Origin of the sequence: Chitinophaga sp. YR573 (assembly GCF_900110995.1) — a bacterium.
Taxonomy (GTDB): Bacteria; Bacteroidota; Bacteroidia; order Chitinophagales; family Chitinophagaceae; genus Chitinophaga.
Genome location: NZ_FOJF01000002.1, coordinates 1,292,481 through 1,317,829, shown reverse-complemented (window position 1 = coordinate 1,317,829; position 25,349 = coordinate 1,292,481). Strand labels below are relative to the sequence as shown.

Here is a 25,349-nt window from a genome sequence, read left to right as displayed (position 1 = left end):
TTATTTAAAAGAATCCTAATTTTTTCTTGTCGTAAGAAATCAGCATGTTTTTAGTCTGGCGGTAATGATTCAGCATCATTTTATGTGTTTCACGACCAAACCCTGATTTTTTGTATCCTCCAAAAGGAGCATGTGCAGGATAAGCATGATAACAGTTCACCCATACACGACCAGCCTGAATTGCTCTTGGTACCTGGTACAGTTCATGGGCATCGCGTGTCCATACACCGGCGCCGAGGCCATATAAAGTATCATTGGCTATCGCGATGGCTTCTTCTGTTGTCTTGAAGGTAGTAACACACAGTACGGGGCCGAAGATCTCTTCCTGGAATACCCTCATCTTGTTATGTCCTTTCAGGATGGTAGGTTGTACGTAATAACCATGTTCCAGACCACTGTTCTGGTGGTATGCTTCTCCGCCGCATAATACCTGCGCACCTTCCTGTTTACCGATATCCAGGTAACTGAGTATTTTCTGATACTGGTCATCACTGGCCTGGGCACCCATCATCACGGTGCTATCCAGGGGATTACCCATTTTAATGGCTTGGGTACGCTGGATCACTCTGTCCATGAATTTATCATAGATATGCTCATGTACCAGCAGACGGCTTGGGCAGGTACATACTTCACCCTGGTTAAGGGCAAACATCACAGCGCCTTCAATGGCTTTATCGAAAAAGTCGTCATCAGCATCACCTACGCTTTCAAAGAAAATGTTAGGACTCTTACCTCCCAGTTCCATAGTAACAGGAATCAGGTTTTCAGAGGCGTATTGCATGATTAAGCGACCGGTAGTCGTTTCACCTGTAAAGGCTACTTTCTGTACACGGGGTGAGGATGCCAGGGGTTTACCTGCTTCCACCCCAAAACCGGTTACAATGTTCAGCACACCTTTAGGCAGGATATCTCCTATCAGTTCCATCAGGCACATGATGCTGGTGGGTGTTTGTTCCGCAGGTTTTACCACTACACAGCAGCCTGCTGCCAGAGCGGGTGCAATTTTCCAGGTAGCCATCAGCAGCGGGAAGTTCCAGGGGATGATTTGTCCTACGACACCGATGGGTTCATGTAAATTGATGCTAACGGTGCTATCATCATGTTCACTGATAGTACCTTCTTCACTCCTTATTACACCGGCGAAGTAGCGGAAATGGTCTATTACCAGTGGCAGATCGGCGGCCCTGGTTTCCCGGATCGCTTTACCATTGTCTATGGTTTCTACGACAGCCAGGTATTCCAGGTTATCTTCTATTACCTGGGCAATTTTCAGCATCAGGTTGCTGCGGTAGGCGGCACCTGTTTTGCTCCATGTTTCAAATGCCTTATGGGCGGCATCTATTGCATTCTCTATGTCTTTGGCATTGCCCCGGGCAGCCTGTGTGAATACCTTACCGTCTATGGGAGATACATTATCAAAGTATTCTCCGCTGGAAGGGGCTACCCATTCGCCGTTAATGTAGTGTTCGTACCTTGGTTTGAATGTGGGACGTGCGGCCAGATTGGACTTAGGCACAGCAGTGGCTGTATTGCTCATAGTGGAATTATTTAGTGTCGTTAAACAATAATGCAATATCAGTAACACCTGATTAGTATCGAATGTTTTCGTATTTATTAATAGCACAATCGTACTTTATTATTATTCGGAAATAGCTTTAAAAACACCTACGTATTAAAATTATTCTTATATTCAATTATTGTTTCGTCATGAATCTATTGTGATGTGTTTGTTATGTAATTCGTAAACGATATCTGTCTTTTTATAGCCCATAATTGCCTGAGAGTATAATTATTTATTATACCGGCTTAACCAAACCCTTTCCCTTAAAACCTTTTCCTATGAAAACAAGAACAAACTACATGCTCACAGGCGCTACAGGCCTTTTGGGTAGAAATGTTTTATTTGAAATTATTAAGCAGCATTTTGACGATCTTACTGGTATAAAGATCTTTCTACTTGGAAGATCTACTAAAGAAAATGATCTCAGTACCCGGATTTTCGATATTATTGAAAACGACGGATTGGATTATCTGAATATTGACAAAAATGGGTATAACGACCTTCGAAACACGCTGTACTCAGTTATTCATTGTATTAATTTCGAATTGGAAGGCAATAATGATTTATTATCACCTGCTGATGAAAATTTATTAAAGAATCACCACGTAGATTACTTCTTTCATATTGCTTCGCATACTGATTTCAGAAGCTCAGAGATTGTTAAAAAGAAATTATGGTCAGTTAATGTGGATGGAACTATACGTATACTTCAACTGGCACAAAAAATAAAGGTTAATCATTTTATTTATACCGGTTCAGCATATGCCTGCGGCGAAACATCTGGCACAGTTGCTCCTGACTACATTAACTTTAATCAAAAATTCAGAAACCCTTACGAATTATCAAAGCTGGAGGCAGAAGTATCGGTGAGAAAGTTTTCGGAGCAAAATCCCTGGATGAAAACAAAATTTTTCAGGCCATCTACTATATGTGGTCGTTTAATAGAACAAAAAATAGGCGCCATCAGTAAATTCGATGTTTTCTACGCATGGATGTTTTTCTTTCTGCGATGCAAAGAAAGGATGTTCAAAGAGAATGATCTAAACAAAACATCATTTATGGAATGTCGTGCAACGTATAGCTTAAATAGCGGTTTAAACATAGTCCCCGTTGATTATGCAGCAAAAACCATGTATAGATTAACAATAAATAATACCAGCGACAACAGTTTTCATTTGGTAAACAGAAGCGAAACAAAACATGATTTTTATCTCCCGGCTATGACAAAAGCCATCAATATGGAAGGACTTCAGCAGGTTAATCACCAGCCAATAAATGACTTAAATGAACTTGAAGCCATGTATTATAAAACGGTAGGTGCAATATTTACGCCGTATATAACATCAGCGCCAATATATTTTACCCGGCCTGATGTGGATGGAGAACTGGAATGTCCTGAAGTTGACGGTGAGAATTTTTATAAATTGTTGAAATATGCACTTGACAATAGGGCAAAATAATACTTTTAGTCGCATCCTGGATTAAAGAGCAATTTTTTTGAGATAGTGCTTCGCACTATCTCAAAAAAATTAAAGGGGTTTTGCAGGGCTTCGCCCTGCACCCAAAAATCAAACATTAGTTGGGCAAATCTGACAGAATAAAGTTAACTTGATGGAACAAATTCCACGCAGGTGAAAAACTTATTGCAACAGCCGTCGCTTACGCGCCCACAGGAATTACAGACGCTGGTAGAAAACAGGCGTATCTTCAATCTGAAAAATTGTGAACTGAATATTTTCGAGAGTTACCAGCATGCATTACATATTCCTCTAACATTCAGCGATATGGTAATCACGAGTATGATACGTGGCAAAAAAGTGATGCATCTTGCCGATAAACCTTCTTTTGATTATCTCCCCGGTGAAACGGTCATTGTTCCTCCCAATGAAACGATGATCATTGATTTCCCTGAAGCGTCTGCTGATAATCCTACTCAGTGTATTGCCCTGGCAGTAGATGATCGTTATATCAGGGATACCGTGAATTATCTTGATAATTATTATAATACAGGGGATGAACAACATCAATGGAAACTTACTTTTAATCAATACCATTTTGAGAATGACCATGAGGTAACAGATCTGATCAATAAACTGATCCGTGTTTGCAGCAGTACAGATAAAGCTAAAAATATCTATGCTGATCTTCATCTGAAAGAATTATTAATCCGGCTGATACAGACACAGCATCTGCAACAGGTATCTCTGGATAGTAATATAGATAATAATCACAGCAGACTACATTATGTGCTGAATTATATACAGGAACATCTTACGGAAAAGATAGCAGTAGATGCTTTGAGCAGAAAGGCTTATTTAAGTCGTAACATGTTTTTCAAATGGTTTAAAGAACAATTCGGTATTACGCCACTTGACTATATTAACAGGGAAAGAGTGAAGCTGGCTAAACAATTACTAAGTAATCCTCATCATAATATAGGTACAGTTAGTAAGCTCTGTGGCTTCTCTGATGTTAATTATTTTGTACGGATCTTTAAGAAGACAGAAGGTACTACACCGAAGGCATATCAATCCTGCATTATCTGATTTCTCCCTTTACCCAATGAAATTTCTGCCCCTGCATACTAACCGGATAGTCATGTACGTTTTATAAGGTGCGTTGAAAACCTAATACATAACTATGTAAACCTGTAGCCATTTTTGCCGGTACCTATATCGTCTACCTTTTCCTCATCATAAACATGTAAAGCAAAATGAAAAACCTAAACAGTGTTTTATTTGCGGCTATGAGCCTATTAGCCGTGAGTTGTTCCAAAAAAGATCTGACGGACAAATTAAATGCAAAGCCCCTGGCGGTTACTTCCCAGGCATCTCCTGTTGGAGATGTTGTTGGTAAAGTAACGGTTGGTTATCAGGGATGGTTTGCCTGCACCGGAGACGGTTCTCCTATTAATGCCTGGTGGCACTATACACAGAACTGGTCACAACCACCTTCCCCTACTAATCTTGGTATTAAATCCTGGCCGGATGTAAGGGATTATTCTGCTACTTTCCAGACTGCTTTTTCCAATCTCAACAATGGTCAGCCAGCGAAACTGTTCTCCTCTTTTACTGATCAGACGGTGAACACACATTTCCTGTGGATGCAGCAGAATGGTATTGATGCAGCTGCGTTACAACGCTTTAATCCAAACGGACAGGAAGGTCCTATCCGGGATGCGATTACGGCGAAAGTAAAGACGGCGGCAGAGACCTATGGCCGTAAGTTTTACATCATGTATGATGTGAGCGGCTGGACGAATATGCAGTCGGAATTAAAGACAGACTGGACAAATAAAATGTCTGCTTATACTGCTTCTCCGGCGTATGCCAGGCAGAATGGCAAACCCGTAGTTTGTATCTGGGGATTTGGATTTAATGATGATAATCATCCCTGGTCTGCTGCGGTATGCCTGGAAGTGATTAACTGGTTCAAGAATCAGGGTTGTTATGTGATTGGTGGTATACCTACACACTGGCGTGAACAGAACAGCGATTCCAGACCGAACTTTATTGATACTTATAAGGCGCTGAATATGATTTCACCCTGGATGGTAGGACGTATCGGTAACGTTGGTGATGCAGATAACTTCTATACCAATGTAAATACGCCGGATCAGGCTTATTGTAATGCAAATGGGATCGATTATCAGCCTTGTATCTTACCCGGAGATTTACAGGAGCATCAGCGTGCGCATGGAAATTTTATGTGGAGACAGTTTTATAATATGATCCGTGTGGGTTGCCAGGGGATTTATATTTCTATGTTTGATGAATATAATGAAGGGAACCAGATTGCCAAAACAGCAGAGAATGCTTCTATGATCCCTGCCGGTTCTTCTTTTGTTACTTTAGATGAAGATGGCGTTCCCTGTTCTGCTGATTACTACCTGCGTTTAACAGGTGATGGTGCCAAAATGCTGAAAGGACTGATTGCCCTGACCGCTACACGCCCTACACAGCCCGTTATAGGCAGTGACAATGGCGATGTTCCAATCGGACAGACGGTGACTATAAAAGGCTCTAATGGGCTGTATGTGTCTTCTGAGAATGGTCAGCAGGCGATGAACTGTAACCGTAACGTTGCACAGGGCTGGGAGCAGTTTGCGGTGCTTGATGGCGGTGGCGGTAAAGTAGCCCTGAAAAACAGTGATAAGCTTGTTTGTTCTGAAAACGGTACACAGGCGATGAACTGCAATCGTACAGCTATTGGCCCTTGGGAGCAGTTTGACTGGATTAAGAATGCGGATGGCTCTGTTTCTTTCAGAGGGAATAACGGAAAGTATGTTTCCAGTGAGAATGGTACGCAGGCAATGACCTGTACTAAAGATGTTATTGGAGCTACGGAGAAGTTCAGGATTAATGAATAAAAAGCCGGTAGTGCCTCAGTTTGAATGTAATGACAGCGTAGATTGCCAGATGTATTGATCATAAATACACTACATCTGACTGTTTAGTTCTCTGATTTAGTTTTGGAATATGGGTTCAGGATTTGTTTTTCAATTTAACTTCACCTGATATTCACGTCAGATAAGGTGTATTTATTGATCAATAACATCTGGCTCGAAGATTATGTAATCAAACTGAGCCACTACCAAAAAGCCTTGTCAGGAATCCTGACAAGGCTTTTTAAAGTATCTTTAAAAGGCTTTGAAGAGCTTTTGATCGGCTCTTGAACAGGTTCATCCTCCGTTTATCCTCCGTCTTTTAACGGAGGATAAACGGAGGATGAACCTGTTTTATTCCTGTTCTTATCCTATATATTCCCTTTCTTCTGTTCTTTTACAGTATGATCTACTGCTCTTGCAATTGGTTAGCCCTGGTAAGTATAACGTGTTCTTTCCCACACTCTTTAATAACTTTCAGCATTTGCTGAATATCATCAATAGTCGTTAATGGGTTGAGTATCGTAAATTTCAGGTAATACTCACCGTTTACCTTTGTACTTGCCAGCAGGATCTCTCCACTGAAAAACAGCTTTCTCTTGATATGCTGATTAACGGCACAGGCAGACTTATAACGGAATACCAATACTCCCAGATCTGAATGGCTCAGCAAGTCAAACTCCCCATCCTCTTCTATCATACAGGCAGCCTTCTCTGCCGTCTCTATAATCGTATCTGTATAAGCACCCAACTGCTGTTTTCCCATTAATCTTAAGGTAAACCATAGTTTCAATGCATCAAAACGCCGTGTACTCTGTGTAACAGACTTATTAATCTGTGCAGGTAACTCATCATAGTCCTGTTCCTTTGGATTTAGATAGTCCGCATGGTGTTTTATCAGGTTCAGGTGCAGTTTATTCTTTACAATGAAAGCACTGCTGCTGATAGGCTGGAAAAACGACTTATGATAATCCACAGTAACAGAATCGGACAAGGCTATCCCATCCAGTAAATACTTATACTTATCAGATAAGAGCAACCCGCAACCATAGGCAGCATCCACATGAAACCATAATTGATATTGCTGTGCAATACGGCCAATCTCTTTCAGCGGATCTACGTTCCCGAAATCAGTAGTACCAGCAGTAGCAACAATCGCAACAGGTATATTACCCAACTCCTTTTCCCTTAAAATAGCAGTTTCCAGTGCCACTGTATCCATTCTGAAACGGCTGTCGGTTTTCACCATCACGATAGACTGCTCTCCCAGCCCCATCAGTGAGGCATTTTTCTGATTACTGAAGTGTGCCTTCTCAGAAACAAAAACCCTGAATTTGGAAGCCGCAGCAGGGTTTCCATCGAGTTTGATATTATGCTGCATGAATTCCAGCGCATAATAATCCCTGGCAAGCAATAATCCCATCATGTTACTCTGAGACCCTCCGGCGGTGAATACACCATCACTGCTTTTACCATACCCGATCTGTTCGGCCGTCCAATCGATCAGTTTACGTTCCATAAATGTACCACCGGCACTCTGGTCATAGGTATCCTGTGAAGAATTAATAGCACTGATGATCACTTCTGCAGCCAGTGCAGGTATCACTACCGGGCAATTCAGATGAGCAATATATTGTGGCAAATGAAAAGCAGTGGCATGCTTAATATATAACGTATCTACTTCTTCCAGCAGACTCTCATAATCCGGAAGTGGCGTATCAAAATCGACCTCATTAAATTGTGCCAGCAGTGCTGCCGGTTTTATCCCGCTGAAAGGTTTCTCTGTATTATTCAGAAAAGAAGATACTCTTTCCGCAGCGGCTGTAACAGCAGCTCTGTATTCCAGTTCTGTACCTTTGTGAAAGATATCCCTGTATGAAATATCCTCTGCCGTTAAGTGTTGTTCTTTCATATGTTATATATTTTTAAACAGGCTTCCGTAATGTTCTTCCATGATCAGGTATGGATCATCAGTATGTGTTACAGACCGTATATTAATAAGACTTGTTTTACTCATCATCCTCAGCATCATCCTTCTTTCACATTTAACCAACTGTCCGTTCTCTCTCCTATAACCTGCCAGAAACGCATTACGTCCATGCGCACATAAATGATTATTTACAAAAACAAGATCTCCGGAATCAGGTATATAATCGCTATAAATCAGACCTTTTGCTTCTTCCCAGTAATCAACCAGATGGGCCATTGCTTCGTTTGTCTGATCTGCCTGTTCATTATAGATCTGCTCTGCTGCATCAAAACGTACGAACGGTAATTCCTCATTCCCATAAAGGACAGCAGTCATCACAGCATCTTCCAGTATCGCATCTGCGCCAAAATTGGCATCTTTGGGGCATTTATAAATAGGTTTGAACAATGCTTTCAGCTTCTCACTGATTTCCCCATGCGACCGGATAGAATATAAAGAAGACGGAACTCTTTCTTCATTCCGCAGGAACATAAAACTTAGAAAATCTGCCTGATTAAATAAGAATGCATCTTCTGTATGTACAAACAGATCTGTTCTGGAACCGGAGCCTGTTTGGGTATAACTCATTTTTTCATCCGGTATAATAGCATGCAGCAAACCTCCTCCTTTCCGTTGGGCATAGTACTGAACCGGTTTGGAAGGCACTGCACCATGTAATAAAGCAGAGATAAAACCATACCGGCTAAGCCTGTTATAATCCATTTCCTTCCAGGAAGGAGGTGTAGGACCAATATCCAGCTGATCTACATTGAACAGTCCTTTGAAAACAATGGCCCCATATTGGGAAGCGGAAAAATCTGTACCGAAATTGCTTAATATCCGGGCTATCCGTTCGGGCAACAATTGGAATGCATTCAGATGCAACTCCGAGATAAAGTCCGGGTTGTCACAACTCCCAAAGGCATTTACCAGCATATCACCGGCATTGGTAATGGCAATACATTCCCTGGGTGTAACCTGTACGACTAAAGGGGCGAGTGGTGGTGGATTAATTAATACATCCGTATACGTTAACTCTTCTGTTCCGGGTTTCATATCTCATTTTATTTGAGGGTTATTGATTTCATATTCTTTCCATGCTTCTGATCTGTAAGAAGCGGCCATCCTGCCTCCGTCAATATGATTCCAGCCAGGAGGCATAATGAGGTATTTTATTTTGTCTGATAACCTGGGAGCGCTGCGAATATCCATCCAAAGATCCTTCCATAATAATAACTGCACCTGCCACAGACTCTTCCCATCAATGTTTTCACTCAGTATACCATATGAAGGTTTTACATCATCCAGTTCCGACTGGAAAGTGCCAAAGATCTTATCCCAGATAGAAAAGGTCTCTCCGTAATTCCTATCCAGATAAATATAATTTTTAGCATGATGTACCCTATGTACGGAAGGTGTAATAAACAGCCATTCTAAAAATGTTTGTTTACCTACCAGTTTATCAAAATTGTCATTTACATGCTCGTAAAGACCGTATAACCTGGCGATAGCCTCTACAATGTAAATCATGAAAGGGTCGAACCCGAATATGGGCAGGCAAAGCACAGTCAGGGGTATATGCAGGAATCCAAGAAAAGAACCTCTTACGGCTACCGTTAACTTCATCTCTTCAGCCGTATGATGTACTCCATGAATACACCAGAAGAACCGTACCTTATGCCCCAGGAAATGCACCAGCCAAAACATGAAGTCATATACGGCATAGGCCAGTATCCATACATACCAGGCATTCCCCAATGTGAATAAGCGGTATTCATACATCCAGGTCATCGTTCCAAAAATCACGATCTTACCAAGAAAGAAATAAGGGATACTATCCAGTACATAGGAAAAGATATTGACCCAGCCCTCTTTATTACTCTCCATCCTGCGGGTAATGACCAGTATTACCCATTCCAGCACCACAAGACCCAGTACTATATATCCGAATACACCCTGCATCTTTCCCAGTAAGACCGCTAATGCATTATTCATAAAGAAGGTATTTCTTTGTATTCTGCAATCGGGTTCTGTAAGGTACCCGCAAACTGTAAGCTACCTGCGGGATCAGCGAGATCTACCATCTGCCTGTTGTTCCGTAATTGCAACCTGTTTAAGCAAGAGAGTGCAAACTCAGGGGCAAACAGGTCATAACGTTCAAACTTCTCTGCGTGCTGAGGGAACTCCTGCTGATAGTCCTGGATACAATCCGCTACCAGTTTCCAGAACTGCTCTTCGGGATAATCGCAATGTTCTACCAGTATCTGACCAAGGAAACGGAAGAAACAATCAAATACATCAATAAAGATGGATAACAGTTTCAGATCTTCCGGTACTTCCACACAAATACGTTTTGCCTTTTCCGGTAGTTCGAGGTCCGGATTAAACACCGCGATTTCCTCCGTGATGTCTTTCATGATGGCTTTTACAGGCAGATGTCCTTCCAGTATGAGGATCAGGTTTTCACCATGCGGCATAAAGACAAGGTCGTGCTGGTAATAGCAATGCAGTAATGGTGTCAGGTAGGCCCTGAGGTATTGCTTCAACCATACAGTAGTACTTTTACCGGAGGCTTTGATCAATTCAGGTAACAACGCATTGCCATCAAAATCCACATGCAGTAATGCCGCCATGGTCATCAACTGCTGACCAGGTTGAAGTACTGTAGCCGGACTTTCACGCCACAGCGCTGCTAACATCTTATTATAAGCGGAGTTTTTACCAAACTGCTCATAATAGAAATTACGGTAGCCCACTGTCGCTACTTCACACAATAATGTGAACCCCAATTTTTTGATGTAAGGGTCCTCTCCGATCGCTTCCTTTATCCAGTTGGTAATCGGTGGCGTGCTATCCATATAATAGGGTGTCAAACCACGGATGAAGCCCATATTCAAAACAGATAAGGCTGTTTTAGTATAGAACTTTTCGGGATGACTTACATTATAAAACGTACGGATAGATTGTTGCGCCTTGAACTCATCCGGCCCTACTCCCAGATACACCAGGTTATTAATGGCCAGGTCAGGTGCAAAGATCATAGCCAGCTTGTTATCCCACTGCCATGGATGTACGGGAATAAAGAAGTAGTCTGAAGGTTGTAAGCCTTTGTCTGTAAGTACCTGATTAAAGGAAGTCAATGTCTCTGCATCCAGTTCCTTTTTCAGTAGCGTCTGATAAGACAATTCATCTACGGCACTGTAAGACGTTCTGCTCTTATGCCCTGCCAGCCATACCAATCTTATAGGCTGATCTGCTTCAGGAGCAAACAGTGTATAGTCGTTTGCATCAAAGCCTATACGGCCGTTGTTTGCAATAAAACAGGGATGCCCGCTGGTCATCGCATGTTCAAAGTCCTGGTAACCAGCCTGCGCCAGTTCTTTAGCACTGAGATTATTTTTGGACAGCATAAACGCACTACCATACAATGTGCTGACAATCTCCTCCATATATCCGGGCAACTGCTCCGTACTGATGCCTAAACCATCTTTATGTTCAACGATAAAAAGAAGACTATCCAGGTCAACTATTACACCTTTATCCTTTTTCTGAATACTTTCACGATTGACATACCAGTGATTCAGACTTAATATCTTTGCCTCAAAGAGGTATTCAATTTCTGGTTTGCCAGGAGGCACCAGCCTGTAATGTCCCCATCCGTTTTCTTCAGACAACCGCTCCGGTTGCAGCAATAATTCATGGGAAAATTCACTGATGATCTTACAAACGTGTAACCTGTTTGCTTTAGCCCATAATTCAGGCTTTAAATGTGCTGGTGATTTCATGCTATTATGATTTATAATATTGTTTCCGGCTGAAGGACCGGCTTTTTAATCTGTGTCCTGAATGCGTAATAGTAAAGTGATGTAACGATAAAGTATCCGCCGAAGGCCACTATGAATGGTATTCTCAGGCTATAAGTATTCACTAAAATGCCAGCGGAGAAAGCCGCCATTAATACACCCAGGTTCTGAAAGAAATGGATCTTACTATACTCGATGGCATAAGATTCGGGATCGCTTATATTAAACACCAATACATCGAAACGTACTGCTGCCTGGAAAAAGGCCCATCCGTAAATGAATCTCCCCAGTATTACTACTCCGGCTAAAGGATAGCCCTGGAGAATTAATCCGGCTAATCCAAATAACAATGCAGATACAATCCCCTGGTAGACGCTCCCCTTGCTTTTACGTTTCTTATTGAACCATAAGGCAAATAAAGCCACCAGGGCGGGGATTGCATAGATACATCCTGAGATGACCCGGCTGTTATATACCGATAACGATTCCCAGTAACGAACAAAAAAGGGCCGGGTGATGAAATCACTGTAATAAAGGAACATGGTGATAATTCCCAGTTTTAGTACATTCCCTTTGGGTATCAGGCTAACCTTCACTTTTTGAGGCGGGAGCTTTTCTTCTACCGGTAACCATTTACTTTTCAGCAGGTACATACTCATTCCTGCCTGTATAAAGTCGCCTGCAGCCATTGCAAGAAATATATAAGCCGGCTGGGCAAAGTCGATCACGATACCACCCAGTACAGCTCCTAATACACTCCCAAAATGTATGATTACAGATAAAAGGCCAATCACATTGGTATGATCTTCTTTTTTTGTAATCCGGAGTATGTAAGGATATACCAGCAGGTAACTTCCTTTGAATACAATAATGGAAAGTGATACTATCCAGAAATAAACATAAGAGGTAATGAAAAAAACACCTATTGCCAGTATACCTGCAATGATCTGTGTGTATACGAGGATGCGTAGTTCAGATCTTTTCCTGGAGACTAATGCCCATAATGGAAATGCGACCATCACTGTTCCACAAACGGCGCTGAAATAAAATCCTACTTCTCTCGGATCTGTAATGCCGAATCTGGATTCAAAAAAGTGCGGGTAAAAAGGGTGCAACAGATAGTCACTGACAACGGCTACCATTGTCATAAATATCAGAAAGAAACGCAATTTCATACTATATCATTTGGGGTATCTGTTCTTCATTTTTAACTTCGAATTGTTGAAATGCTATTCTTTTTTCAATAGCATATACATCTTTTCCAGTCATTTCCCTGATGATATATGAGTTGCGGTAACATCCCATCCCGAGGTCCGGAGTTGACAGTCCATGCGTATGTAATTCTGCATTCTGTACAAATATTTCCGAACCATTTTTATCAATGGTATAATTCCTGTTTACATCAAACCGGCCTTTATCATCCCATTTAATCCTTGATGAAATGCCTTCCATAAAATCGGGTAAACTATACCGGTAACCGGTAGCCATCACCAGCCCTTCTGTGATATGCCTGTAGTGCTTTTCTTCTTCCTGCTGATAGAAGTCGAGTACAAATCCATCGCTTTCACTTTTGATAGTGGAGAGTACGGAGTTGGTACGCAGTGATACTTTAATATCATTCATCAGGCGTTTTGCGTAAAGCAGATCAAAGATGTTTCCTATCAGATCATTATTGATCCCTTTATACAGATGCCCCTGGTTTTTTATCAGGATGTCCCGTTTTGATTGTCCCAGATTATAGAAATAGTCTACATACTCAGGGGATGTCATCTCTAATGTCAGTTTACTGTATTCCAGTGGGAAAAATCGGGGAGATCTTGTTATCCAATGCAGTTCATAACCGTAGGTATCAATATCCTGCAGCAGATCATAATAGATTTCAGCGGCACTTTGTCCGCTGCCTACGATTGTAATGGATCTTTTAGATTGTAATGTTCTTTTATGATCGAGATAAGCTCCGGAATGTACCAACTTTGCTGCATGTTCTTTACAGAATGCAGGCATATAAGGAACAGTACCCGTACCCAATACCAGCTTCTTTGCTTTGATCGTTTTTAGTTCTCCGCTGGTAGTGATGACATAACATTTTTCCTGCTCATTATATTCGATTTTTTCTACCCGGGTATTAAAATGAATATTATTCAATTTTGTAATCGCCCACTGGCAATACTTGTTGTATTCATTCCGCAGGATCTTGAAATTTTCCCGGATGTAAAATGAGTAGATCCTTCCCTCCTCTTTCATATAATTCAAAAAGCTGAAGGGGCTTGTAGGATCGGCAAGGGTTACCAGGTCTCCAAGAAAAGGCACTTGCAGCGTCGTATCCTGCAACAGCATACCAGGATGCCAGTTGAAGCCTTTACGCTTGTCCAGAAATATACCATTCAATTCTTTAATGGGTTGAGTCAGGCAGGCCAAACTAATATTAAACGGGCCGGCTCCAATCGCAGCAAAATCGTATACGATACTATTCATAATTTAATCTGTTACCTGGGTTATCGTTGGGTGAGATAAGTCTTTATGGTGATTTAATTTCTTCATAAAAATACGTTCCCGGAGAAAGATTGACAATCGCCTTTGCATGGTAAAAACAGAGTAGAGGGTATGGTAGTACGTAGTACCATGTAGAGGGTATACGAAACTTATTGTATTTCGTAACAAAACATAAAAGGCTCCGTTAGGAGCCCCGTGTTTGTAGCAAACGTATTAAACAACAAATTTTGACTCCGTTAGGAGTCTCCTAAAGACGAATAGAAGGGGACTCCTAACGGAGTCTATTGAGTAGAAGATAGATTTTCGCTACAAACACGGGGCTCCTAACGGAGCCAATTGTGGAGGATAAAAAACGTTTGCTACAAATACGGGGCTCCTAACAGAGCCTATTATGTTTTATTGCAAGAGCGGAGTTTCTAACGGAGCCTTTTTAGCGTCTCCTAATACTTTTGACCTCTTGTATTATCCAAAATAGCTATTCTGATTTTAAGATGCCCTTTTGTACGGCAAAACCATACAGTTCAACTGCTGAATGCAGATTGAGTTTTTTCATAATATTGCGCCGGTGGGTATGGATAGTATGGGGGCTTAAATTAAGCGCGGAGGCAATTTCTTTATTGACTTGCCCGGTAGCAATACTGCGTATAATTTCTATCTCCCGGCTGGTTAGCCCGATTTCTCCAGGTACTTCTGTTGAAGCAGGGATTACTGGTTTGGGAGTACTTTTTCTCTCAGCCAGTAATACATCCACGATGAATGTACTGAAAAATTTTTCTCCATGTATAACTGTGCTGATAGCGTTCTGAATATCACTGCTCTTACTTTCTTTAGTAAGATAGGAGTATACATTCAGCTCCAGCATTTTGAGGATATGTCTTTTTTTTTTCTGACTTGAGATGATGATGATCTTACATCTGGGAACAACTGACAGCACAATGCTTAACTGTCCGTAATCAAAGTAAACAGGGTTGTAATCAAGGATGAGTATATCAGGTTTAAACAATTTCAATGCAGCAACCAGTTCTTTAGTATTCCCTGCTTCCTGTATGAGATAATGGTTTTTCTCTCCGGCTAATATACTTTTGATCCCTTCTCTGAAAACAGGTTGTGCATCCGCCAGTATGATACGGATAGTTTCTGTTTTGTTCATTATTTTAAATCTACCTAAATAATGACCTGTTTTTAAAGGTAAGAATAATAAAGTTATGCTTCTATTCCTTCCATTTTCCGTTTATTTTCTACTCGTTTACGCTGAGATGGCTGTTTTTTATTTTTTCTTCCCCACCAGATATAGAAACCCGTTAGTGGCAATGAAGCTGCTATAAGAGATGCAAAAAAAGCAAGGGTTTTGCCGGGAAGGCCAGCAATACTTCCTACATGAAGGTCATAATTCAATGTTACGATTTTTTCACCATTGTTCATAGTCGCAAAAGATGTACGGGTTAACATACGTGCTGAATGCTGATCATGCTGGCTTCGGGTGCTGCGGAATAACGGAGCACCATCTTTACGGGCAAATACAGAGGCAGCGCTTTTATTGTCTTTTGGAACAGGGATAAAAAAAGTAGTAGCCTGGGGATGCTGATGTACCGCCTCTCTCAGCACTTTGTCCAGTGAAAAAGCCCTTATATCAGTTGTATCAGAGGAAACAGCGGCAGGTGCATCATATGTTTTACCGGCATTAGCCACCCACTGTACGGACTGGCTGAATGACTCGAAGCACCAGATAAGTCCTGTTAATGAAATAATCAGCAGGATACTTATAGCATAAAAGCCCAGTATATTGTGCAGATCATAATTCTTACGTTTCCATTTGGTGGTATCTTTCCATTTGAAGGAGAAGCGTTGTTTTGCAGCAGCTTTATTCTTTGGCCACCAGAGTATAATACCTGATATCAGCAGTAATACAAATATTACTACGCTCCATGCAACAATCTGTTTTCCGAGTACAGGTCCCAGCAACAGGTTCAGATGTATCGTTACTACGACATTAAAGAACTCCCATTTGGTGTTCTCCACCTTCACTACTTTGCCTGTATATGGATTTACATAAACACGGTAATAATATTCCATGTAATTGCCATACAGAGTTGCTTCCGGATTTACTTTAAGCGACCGGAAAGATACGGTACGTCCGGTTTTCAGATATACCTCTGCCACCTGCACAGGAAATTTATCTCCCAGTGCTTTTTGGGCATTTTCTTTTAATACAGCAACTGGTAAGCGCTGTGCCAAAGGAGGTACCTCTACAAACAGTCTGTCTTTGTATACAATGGGTTTGATTTCATCAATGAAAGCATACAGGCAGCCTGTAAGACCCAGTATAAAAACCACCAGCCCGGACGTGAGTCCGAGCCAGAGGTGTATCTTTCCTATTAATTGCTTAAAGGGCATTTTCATTATTTTGCAACGTCCATACAATAAGTAACACAATGCCATACACTGGTGTAGTCGCTACCTTCATGTTTGCCACTTTCTTTTTCAGAGAAAGTACCTTCCAGCATGTAACGGCCAGGCCAGAACGGAGAGAATGCTACCGCACCCTTTTCATCAGCCTTGAATTTTTTAGCCCATCCTGAAGGAGATTGCACGGTAACTGCCGCATCAGCAGGATTGGTTTTATTATACAGCAGGTGTACATTTTCCGGAGTATTGATCTTATGTGCTTTGTCGGCAGCAGTCAGTAATACCAGACCGGTATGTTCCTTTACATTGTTGATACCATTCAGGGACTTGTTAACGGTTACCAGTCCCAGTGCATAATAGCGTATTTTAAGTCCGCCATATACATCCTTTACGGTATGGTCAATACTCAGGGTGTAAGTACCCGCCACTTCAGGTGTAAACATGGCTTTGAAGTGATTGCCATTAGCCACGCAATCCAGTTTTTTCTTAGAACCATCCGGTGCAATTGCATACAAAGTAAATTCTTTCATATTGCTGAACCAGTGTTGAACAGAATCGCGCTGGTTGTCGGCAAACTCACCCAGGAAAACATTCACTTCCTGTGCCTGACCGATCTTACCGGTAGTATTGGTTTCTAACCACAGCGCATGCGCTGATAACATATGAACGCTCAATAATAAAATAGCAGCGAACAGGTATTTCTTCAAGGTCATTTTGAACTATTTTTAAGTGATGAGTTAAAACTTGTATCCTACACTAACACGTGCATTACGTTTAGGTTCGGCCTGCCAGTAAAATATATCACCGGAAGGGCCTCCTGTAAATAAATACTTATCAAAAACATTATTCACATTCAGATTGATACTGAATTTGTTGCTTGTGTAACCGATACCAGCGTCCAGTCTGAAATAGTCAGGTAATGGGTTCTCGCTCTTATCGTAGATCATGCCAGCAACACGTCCAATCATATACTGATAACCGGCAGACAGTCTTAAACCATTTAGTACGCCCTGGGCAACTCTGTAAGTCATCCATGTATTCTGAATATGTTTACTGGTACCCGGTACGATATTACCTACCAGTTTAGGATCGCTGTCTTTTGATATTTGTGCATCAGTATAAGCATAGTTGATCACTACTCCCAGGTTCCTTACGATATCTCCTCTCAGATCCACTTCAACACCTTTGATCTGCTGCTGTCCTGTTTGTTTGCTGTAACTATATTCACCATTTGCAGGATTAGTATGTTCATTATCAGCAACCAGTACATTATTCTTGGTGATCTGGTAAACAGACACTGTTGAATTAAACCGTCCGTTGAACCAGTCTCTCTTCAGACCAAATTCGAGATTATCTCCTGTGAGTGGTTTAAAGTTTTTATCCTGGTAATCTCTTCCCGGATTCTGCATGAAAGCCTGGTCGTAGATAAAATAGGCAGACGTGTTTTTATCAACAGAATAGCTTAATCCTACACGTGGTGTAATTTTATCATCGTTATAGGTGCCTTCATATGGACTCACATATTTGTTGACGGTATAACGGGCAGCAAGTGTAAGACGAACTTTGTTATTAAAGAAGCCCAGTTCATCCTGTACATAACCGGCATTATAACCGTAATTATACAATACACCTCTTGCACGGATGTCTTTTGATCTGTCCCACGCTGGTACAGACGGATTGGTATATACAGGCTTATAGATATTGAAAGTAGCATCCCCTAATAATGTCGGAGTACCATAGTCCGCATAATAATTGCTGTATTTCATGTCCAGTCCGGCCAGTATAGTATGTTGTACACTACCTGTATTGAACTTTCCGTTCAGGAACATCTGTGCAGTTTTGTTCATACCTAAAGCATCCCACATATTGATACGTCTTTGTAAAAGACTATCATTACCTGCTGTAGTAAAACCAATAGGCCACATGCTGGAACCTTCCTGGTTATAGTGGAAATAAGCACCCTGGGCTGTAAATTTCCAGTTAGCATTAAACTGATGCTCAAAAACAAGCAACAGGCTTCTGTCATGAATTTTAGTAGGAGCGATATTGGATTCAGCTGTGGTAAAGCTAACCGGCAGATCTGCATACTTGCGTTTGGAGAAAGCATAATCGCTTCCTATAACGTTCATCTGTACATATTGATCAGTATATTCTGCTGTAAATGAGGTCCTGTCATCTATTAAGTATTTGATAACCGGTGCAATGGAATAACGGTTGTTATATTCGAAATTACGTTGAGATGCAGCCAGTTGTCCCATTACGTTCAAACGATACAGCAGTTTTCCATCTTTGGATAACCTGCCATCGAAATCTCCTGTAGCTCTGTAAGTTTCAAAAGAACCTACAGTAAGTGTAAATTCCTTCTGATCAATGCCTGTAGGTTTTTTGGTCACTACATTATAGATACCGCTGGGTTCACCATTTGACAGCATAAAACCGGCAGGGCCTTTTATAAATTCTATCCTGTCAACCATGCTCATATCTTCTGTCAGAGGGCTGAACGGACTGATTGTTGTATTCATGCCATTTCTGAAAGCCGTTAACTGGCCTCCTCTTGCATTGATCCTTGTATAAGTATTCCAGTGTGCTATTCTCTGGGCACCACTCACGTTCCTGAGTACACCGTCGGACATATTAAATACCTGCTGATCATTCAGTACCTCTTTGGTAACCACCTGGATATTCTGGGGAACTTCTGTTAAAGGGGTCTGCAGGCGCAGTGATGATGAAGGATTGTTCACAACATATTTATTCTTTCCACCCACTACAACAATCTCTTTTATCTGGTTACGCGAAACCTTCAGTTGTAAAGATACATGGGATACCTTATCTGTTTCCACCTCTACCTCCTGTTCCAATGTTTCATATCCAATCAGGGATACCTGTAAGGTATAATGGCCTGGTTTGATCTTTTTGAAAAGAAAATCTCCATTCTGATCGGTTAATGTACCATGACCGGTATTCTTTATCTGTACTGTTACATAAGCAGCGGGTTCTCCATCAGAAGTCAATACTTTTCCTTTAATAGCGGATAGTACTTCATTTGCCATGGCTCCATAGGAGCTAAAAATCAGGATTATTAAATTTAGAAAAATGTAGTTCAGGTTGCAGCGTATAAAATTATGCCTCATTACGATTAAAGTTATTTTGGTCAGCAAAGCTAGGCGTCACTGTTAGATATCTTTTGTCGAAACGGGAAAATGATTTTCGCTATCGGGAAATAATACATGTAGCAACATGTATTTATATAAAAAGGGTGATAGTGCTTCGCACTATCACCAAAGAATTGAAGGGGTTTTGCCCTGCTCCCAAAATCAAACTTAGATATCGCCTTTCTTCAGTGAGGAGACAGCATGGTCTACCGCTCTTGCCGTTAAGGCCATGTAAGTGAGGGATGGGTTTTGTGTAGAGGTGGAAGTCATGCAGGCACCGTCTGTTACATATACATTAGTGCAGGCATGCAGCTGGTTCCATTTATTAAGCATGGATGTTTTAGGATCATGTCCCATACGTACCCCGCCCATTTCATGGATATCCAGTCCGGGAGCCTGATGGGAATCGCTCGTCTGGATATTGGTAAAGCCTGCTTTTGTATACATTTCGGTCATCTGCTCAAAGAAGTCCTTCAGCATCTTCTCATCGTTATCATCATAACCCACATTGATGTGCAGGGTTGGAATGCCCCATTCATCTTTGCTGGTTTTATCCAAAGTAAGCTGACTCTCTTCTTTGGGGATCGTTTCTCCCATCATATGAGAACCTACATACCATGGGCCCAGTTCCTCATTAGAGAGCTTATCTTTCAATCCAACCCCAAAACCACTATTGTCTGAGGTTAAACGACGTCCTCCGTCAAAACCGGCAGCATAACCACGCAGGAAATCAGTTTCCTGTTTCTGCACGTTCCTGAACCTTGGCAGGTAAGCACTGGTAGGACGGCGTCCATCTGTAGTAATATCTTTAAATCCGTCATACTGGGCAGAGATATGACCACGGTAGTTATGGAAGGCAAAGTATTTACCTAATACGCCACTATCATTACCTAAGCCCTGCGGGAAACGGTTAGAGACAGAGTTCAGTAGTATGAGATTGGTATTTACAGCTGCTGCGTTTACAAAGATGACATTGGCATAATACTCCGTCATCTCTTTGGTATTGGTATCCACTACTCTTACGCCGGTAGCCTTGCCTTTCTTTTCATCATAGATGATAGAATGCACGACAGAGAAAGGACGCATAGTGAGGTTACCGGTCTTTTCAGCCCAGGGCAGTGTAGACGAGTTGCTGCTGAAATATCCCCCGAACGGACAACCACGCTGGCACAGGTTTCTCTTCTGGCATTTCACCCTACCCTGCTCAATATGAATAGGCTGCGGTTCTGAGAGGTGTGCACAGCGGCCATAGATTACGTGTCGATCTTTATAGTTAGCGGCCACAAAGTCCTTAAAATAGGTTTCTACCCTTGTAAGGTCCATGGCAGGCAGGAACTCACCATCCGGCAGGTTGGGAATACCGTCCTTATTACCGGAAATACCTACGAATTTCTCCACGTAGCTGTACCAGGGAGCGATATCTTCATAACGGATGGGCCAGTCGACAGCGAAGCCATCCCTTGCAGGACCTTCAAAGTCGAAGTTACTCCAGCGTTGTGTTTGTCTTGCCCACATCAGAGATTTACCCCCTACCTGGTATCCGCGGATCAGGTCGAATGGTTTGTCCTGGATATAAGGATGTTCCTTGTCCTTTACAAAGAAGTGCATGGCATCTTCTTTAAAAGCATAACAACGGCTGATAGAGGGGTTTTCTGCCTTTATCGCCTCCGGGATCTGTCCTCTGTGAGGAAATTCCCAGGGATACATATTTGTGGTAGGATAATCTTTTAAGTGTTTAACATCACGGCCTCTTTCCAGCACCAGGGTTTTGAGTCCCTTTTCCGTGAATTCCTTTGCTGCCCATCCACCGCTGATGCCCGAGCCTATAACAATAGCATCGAACGTACGGTCTTTAGCACTAGTGTTGATGTTAGCCATACTAATTTAGAGCGTCTTTTTAGTGAGATCTTTAACGGGAATACTTCCATGGAAACGAGCCGGTACCAGTTCGTACTCTTCCACTTTTGTTAAATAATATTCAGAATTGGTGTAAGCCTGAATTGTTAAACGTTTGGTCACCTTATAGAAATGAGCGGCAGGCCCCTCTTCTTTTTCCAGCGATTGCAACAGTGACTCCCTTTCGGCTGGTGTGGAATTTACAAAAGAGTGTCCGGTTTGTTTTTTGCAAAGCGCTTCAAACTCTTTCATCCCTGTCATCCATTTCTGCTGTGCTTCTTTATTGAAGCAATCATCTATCATGGTGAGTGCAAATTGCTGTGCTTTTACTTCTCTGGCGCCTGGTGTTTTCGTAGTAGGAATAATGGTAGCTGTGAGTTCTTCCAGCATCTTCTCATCATCCCCATTTACATCTAAATTTTTTAACTTTAAAGTGGCAGGAGTAGTGTGCAGACACGAAGGCAGCAACGCTATTCCCGCAGACACCATTAAGACCTGTTTTAACGCGGTTCGTCTACTTACTTGCATGATCAATATTTACTTAAACGGACAATAAGGTATCAGTTATATTTAATATTTCCAAATGACTGCGGCTATCTTTGGGATGAATGGCAAAAAGACGCGAAATACTGATACTATATTTACTCAACCAATACAAATTTATCAATCCCTTTTTCCTCTCCGTTGATGATAATGGATAACTGGAAACGCCGCAGCGCTTTTAGCGCTAACGGCGTTTCAGGGGTTAAATAGGATAGGTCAGTTACTTCTCAGGTGGACATACCTGCATCATTTCTACTGCACTACTTGCCTCATATGACTGCACTATACCTGTTGGGCAGGCAACTTTATAGTTCCTGTAGGTGATGCCACGGGTGGCATCCCGGTTGCCCCAGGCGGTGTTAATATTTTTCCTGATCCAGGGTAAATACTGTTGCTGATTGGCATCTGTGATGAGCGTCATGATGTAGTGGCCGAATATGGCTTTGAGTACACCCTGTTCGTTCCAGTCGCCTTCTGCGGGCATAATCCCGTCTTTATCACACATGCTTTTCTGTGTGTAATCAGCAGCCAGTTTAGCATTATCAAGATAGGACTGTTCGCCTGTTTCCTTGTACAACATCACGGCAGCACCGATGAAGGTACCCAGGTTGTAGGTATAATCAGACCAGCCCTTGTTACCATTGATGTTGTTATCAGCTACTCTGCCAGTTGTGTTATCGTAGAGGTTAGCTACACCCCAGCTGTATACACTTTTGGCTTTATCCAGATAAGTTTTATCTCCTGTGATCTTATACAATGTCATGGCTGCGATCACGGTAGGGAAGTTAATACAGGAGTTTTTACCTGTATGATTAAAATCCCACCACATACCACCGTTCGTGCTGTCATAAGCGTTATCCCATACGTGCCGGAATCCTGCTATTGAATTAGCGAGGTAGTCTGCATTGCCGGTGATCTGATTGGCACGGGCCAGGGAGATGATCCACCACATCATATCATCATAAATAAACCAGGTGGTTTTATTATTCCAGTTGTAATGATCATATCGGTTGGAACCACCCTGGTAGATATCGTTGATCATGGCCAGATGGGCAGGATCTTTGGTGCGTTTATAGGTATCCATTGCAAGGTCCCAGTAAACGGCCTGTGTCCATATGGCGCCGATATCTTTTCTCTCTGTGTTTGAGTAATACAGCTTGTCTGTAGTGCTGTAGAAAGTTGTGTTAAACGAATTAAAAGCAGCAGTAGCATCCTTTGCAGTAAAGGATACGGCAGGCAATACTACCGGTGGGTCAACTACACTGCTGCTCTTACTACAGGAAGTAGAGAGCAGCAATAAGGTTGTAAAGATGAAAGTTTTCATGATGAAAGTTTTTTTACTGATTACCATCCCGGGTTCTGCACTAACTGTTTGTCGTTGTTTACATCATTAGACGGGATAGGGAAGAAATAGTGACGTTTGTTAAACACACGTGTTTCAAAGGTCACCACATTCAGAAAGTCTGGCAAATCCGCACTGATGTTTAATCCATACATAGGACCATTCTCTGTTTGTTCTGCTATTTTCCATCTGCGTACGTCGAAGAAGCGATTGTTTTCAAACGCTAATTCCACCCTGCGTTCCTTACGGATCGCTTCGCGCATTTCGGACTGACCAGTTGGAGCGGGTAATTCTGCAGAACCGTACAATGGGATGCCAGCTCTTTCACGAATGAGATTGATGTACTTCAGTGCATCAGGGTTGGAAGGATCTGCTTCATTTACGCATTCTGCGTAGCTGAGGTAGATTTCTGCCAGGCGGATCAGGATCAGTGTGCGGCCACCCACGTCCCAGTTACCAAGGCCCATCGCCTTACGTACAACATAACCTGTTGTTGTGTGGTCTCCACCACCTGCTTTCAGACCGGAGTTACCGGTGTAATAAAAGCGGGAATTAATTTCTCCGAAAGATGTATTTAACCAGGTGCTGTTATCATATGTGATATTCACATAAAAGCGAGGTTCGCGGTTTACCCACTGGTTGTAGATGTTTTTTGTATGCGTATCGTATGGCGACTGGAAATCAGAATAACCGGAGCTTACATAACCGGATAAAGGATCGCTGATACTTCTTCCATTGGCAGTGAAGAATGCGTCCACCATGTTTTGTGTAGCACCAAGGCCACCGCTTCCTTTTACATCACGGGAACTTTGTCCGTTGTGATAAGGCGTGAGTTCATACTGACGGGCACCGAGCGAGTTCTTTACCCTTGCGAAGATCACTTCAGGGTTCCAGTCGGTCAGGATTACATCGCGGCAGGACAGATATGGGCTGTAATTACCGCTGGCATCGTTCTTTTTGAACAGACTATAAGTACCCGGTACGAACTGGTCTAAAAAGGATTTGTATGCATCTGCAGCAGTCTTCCATTTGTTCACATCGAAAGACTGGCTGATGAGTTGTTTACCGTCTTTGTTAGTCAGGCCGGCAAGATCTGCGTTACCATTGTATAAAGGGCTTGCGGCAAACATCAGCGCGTTAGCCCTGAATGCCAGCGCCACACCTTTTGTGATATGGCCATAGTCCTGATCATTCGCAGGCGTAACCGGCAGGTCTGCTGATGCTTTTTCCAGTTCCGCTGCTACATAGGTAGCGCATTCATCGAAAGAGCTGCGGGGTACCTGCAGATTGGCATCTACGGGTACTGCTTTTTCTTCCAGTATTACTACGGGACCATAGATACGCATCAGGTAGAAATAATACATGGCACGCAGCGCTCTTGCTTCTGCTTTGTAGCGGGTAATCAGGGCAGGGCTCAGATCTGTGATCTTATCTGCATTTTCAATGAATACGGAAGCAGCACGGATACCACGATAATAGTTTCTCCAGTAGTCGCCTACGAAACCGGAATTGGCATCCCAGTTACCGATGTTTACATCATTGGATTGTACGAAACTCCACACGTAATCAGCTTCATCACAACCGCCTGTCCACAGACCACGGCATTCATCAGAACCAGGGTTGCGTTGTCCGAATTCATCCGGAACACGACGGTATACATCTGCCAGGAATTTCTGTGCAGTACCCCATGTTCTGAAAGTTTCCTCAGTAGTGAGCCTGTCATCCGGTACCTGATCCAGGTATTTGGAGCAGGATGAAAATATAATTAAAGCCGTGAAAATGTATAATAGCTTTTTCATA

The 25,349-nt window shown here is 42.2% G+C and carries 18 protein-coding genes; 3 read left to right on the top strand and 15 right to left on the bottom strand.

Annotation, left to right across the window (positions count from 1 at the left end; genetic code table 11):
• Positions 1 to 4: 4 nt before the first annotated feature.
• Positions 5 to 1,537 carry an aldehyde dehydrogenase family protein gene (locus tag BMW86_RS25175; protein ID WP_089785203.1) on the bottom strand — a complete coding sequence of 511 codons (1,533 nt, stop codon included), beginning with the start codon at positions 1,535 to 1,537 and terminating at the stop codon, positions 5 to 7.
• A 302-nt stretch (positions 1,538 to 1,839) separates the two neighbouring features.
• Between BMW86_RS25175 and BMW86_RS25170 the strand changes: the two genes are divergently transcribed.
• The 3 genes from BMW86_RS25170 (at position 1,840) to BMW86_RS25160 (ending at position 5,930) form a co-directional block, all read left to right on the top strand.
• The gene (locus BMW86_RS25170) at positions 1,840 to 3,021 is read left to right on the top strand and encodes an SDR family oxidoreductase (RefSeq protein ID WP_089785200.1); all 1,182 of its coding nucleotides are present in this window, start codon (positions 1,840 to 1,842) and stop codon (positions 3,019 to 3,021) included.
• Between the two features lie 171 nt (positions 3,022 to 3,192).
• Positions 3,193 to 4,107 (top strand): AraC family transcriptional regulator, encoded by a 915-nt coding sequence (locus BMW86_RS25165; RefSeq protein WP_089785199.1) that lies wholly within the window; start codon positions 3,193 to 3,195, stop codon positions 4,105 to 4,107.
• Positions 4,108 to 4,274: 167 nt separating this feature from the next.
• Positions 4,275 to 5,930 carry a lectin gene (locus BMW86_RS25160; RefSeq protein WP_089785197.1) on the top strand — a complete coding sequence of 552 codons (1,656 nt, stop codon included), beginning with the start codon at positions 4,275 to 4,277 and terminating at the stop codon, positions 5,928 to 5,930.
• A 424-nt stretch (positions 5,931 to 6,354) separates the two neighbouring features.
• On the opposite strand, the gene BMW86_RS25155 is transcribed toward BMW86_RS25160, so the two are convergent.
• From BMW86_RS25155 to BMW86_RS25090, 14 genes are all read right to left on the bottom strand, one after another.
• Complete coding sequence (locus BMW86_RS25155) at positions 6,355 to 7,857, bottom strand: pyridoxal phosphate-dependent decarboxylase family protein (RefSeq protein ID WP_089785195.1); 1,503 nt, start codon at positions 7,855 to 7,857, stop codon at positions 6,355 to 6,357.
• Positions 7,858 to 7,860: 3 nt separating this feature from the next.
• Positions 7,861 to 8,970 (bottom strand): Fe(II)-2OG oxygenase family protein, encoded by a 1,110-nt coding sequence (locus BMW86_RS25150; protein ID WP_089785193.1) that lies wholly within the window; start codon positions 8,968 to 8,970, stop codon positions 7,861 to 7,863.
• Between the two features lie 3 nt (positions 8,971 to 8,973).
• A complete protein-coding gene (locus BMW86_RS25145) occupies positions 8,974 to 9,909 on the bottom strand; it encodes a sterol desaturase family protein (RefSeq protein ID WP_218149216.1) in 936 nt (311 codons plus the stop codon).
• The gene (locus BMW86_RS25140; protein WP_089785191.1) at positions 9,906 to 11,699 is read right to left on the bottom strand and encodes an IucA/IucC family protein; all 1,794 of its coding nucleotides are present in this window, start codon (positions 11,697 to 11,699) and stop codon (positions 9,906 to 9,908) included. The genes BMW86_RS25145 and BMW86_RS25140 overlap by 4 nt, the downstream gene beginning before the upstream one ends.
• A gap of 11 nt (positions 11,700 to 11,710) precedes the next feature.
• On the bottom strand, positions 11,711 to 12,892 hold the full coding sequence (locus BMW86_RS25135) for an MFS transporter (protein WP_218149215.1): 1,182 nt from the start codon (positions 12,890 to 12,892) through the stop codon (positions 11,711 to 11,713).
• Position 12,893: 1 nt separating this feature from the next.
• The gene (locus BMW86_RS25130) at positions 12,894 to 14,192 is read right to left on the bottom strand and encodes a lysine N(6)-hydroxylase/L-ornithine N(5)-oxygenase family protein (RefSeq protein WP_089785189.1); all 1,299 of its coding nucleotides are present in this window, start codon (positions 14,190 to 14,192) and stop codon (positions 12,894 to 12,896) included.
• Between the two features lie 493 nt (positions 14,193 to 14,685).
• Positions 14,686 to 15,360 carry a response regulator transcription factor gene (locus tag BMW86_RS25125; protein WP_089785186.1) on the bottom strand — a complete coding sequence of 225 codons (675 nt, stop codon included), beginning with the start codon at positions 15,358 to 15,360 and terminating at the stop codon, positions 14,686 to 14,688.
• Between the two features lie 53 nt (positions 15,361 to 15,413).
• The gene (locus BMW86_RS25120; RefSeq protein WP_177189383.1) at positions 15,414 to 16,604 is read right to left on the bottom strand and encodes a PepSY-associated TM helix domain-containing protein; all 1,191 of its coding nucleotides are present in this window, start codon (positions 16,602 to 16,604) and stop codon (positions 15,414 to 15,416) included.
• Positions 16,605 to 16,609: 5 nt separating this feature from the next.
• Positions 16,610 to 17,329 (bottom strand): hypothetical protein, encoded by a 720-nt coding sequence (locus BMW86_RS25115; RefSeq protein ID WP_089785181.1) that lies wholly within the window; start codon positions 17,327 to 17,329, stop codon positions 16,610 to 16,612.
• Between the two features lie 24 nt (positions 17,330 to 17,353).
• Positions 17,354 to 19,666, bottom strand: coding sequence for a TonB-dependent receptor (locus BMW86_RS25110; protein ID WP_218149214.1), 2,313 nt, complete (start codon positions 19,664 to 19,666; stop codon positions 17,354 to 17,356).
• Between the two features lie 270 nt (positions 19,667 to 19,936).
• Positions 19,937 to 21,646: a GMC oxidoreductase gene (locus BMW86_RS25105; RefSeq protein WP_177189382.1), complete on the bottom strand. Its 1,710-nt coding sequence runs from the start codon at positions 21,644 to 21,646 to the stop codon at positions 19,937 to 19,939.
• A gap of 6 nt (positions 21,647 to 21,652) precedes the next feature.
• Positions 21,653 to 22,192, bottom strand: coding sequence for a gluconate 2-dehydrogenase subunit 3 family protein (locus tag BMW86_RS25100; protein WP_089785174.1), 540 nt, complete (start codon positions 22,190 to 22,192; stop codon positions 21,653 to 21,655).
• A 235-nt stretch (positions 22,193 to 22,427) separates the two neighbouring features.
• Positions 22,428 to 23,531 (bottom strand): glycoside hydrolase family 76 protein, encoded by a 1,104-nt coding sequence (locus tag BMW86_RS25095; protein ID WP_089785819.1) that lies wholly within the window; start codon positions 23,529 to 23,531, stop codon positions 22,428 to 22,430.
• A 20-nt stretch (positions 23,532 to 23,551) separates the two neighbouring features.
• On the bottom strand, positions 23,552 to 25,348 hold the full coding sequence (locus tag BMW86_RS25090; protein WP_089785172.1) for a RagB/SusD family nutrient uptake outer membrane protein: 1,797 nt from the start codon (positions 25,346 to 25,348) through the stop codon (positions 23,552 to 23,554).
• Between the last annotated feature and the right edge of the window lies 1 nt (position 25,349).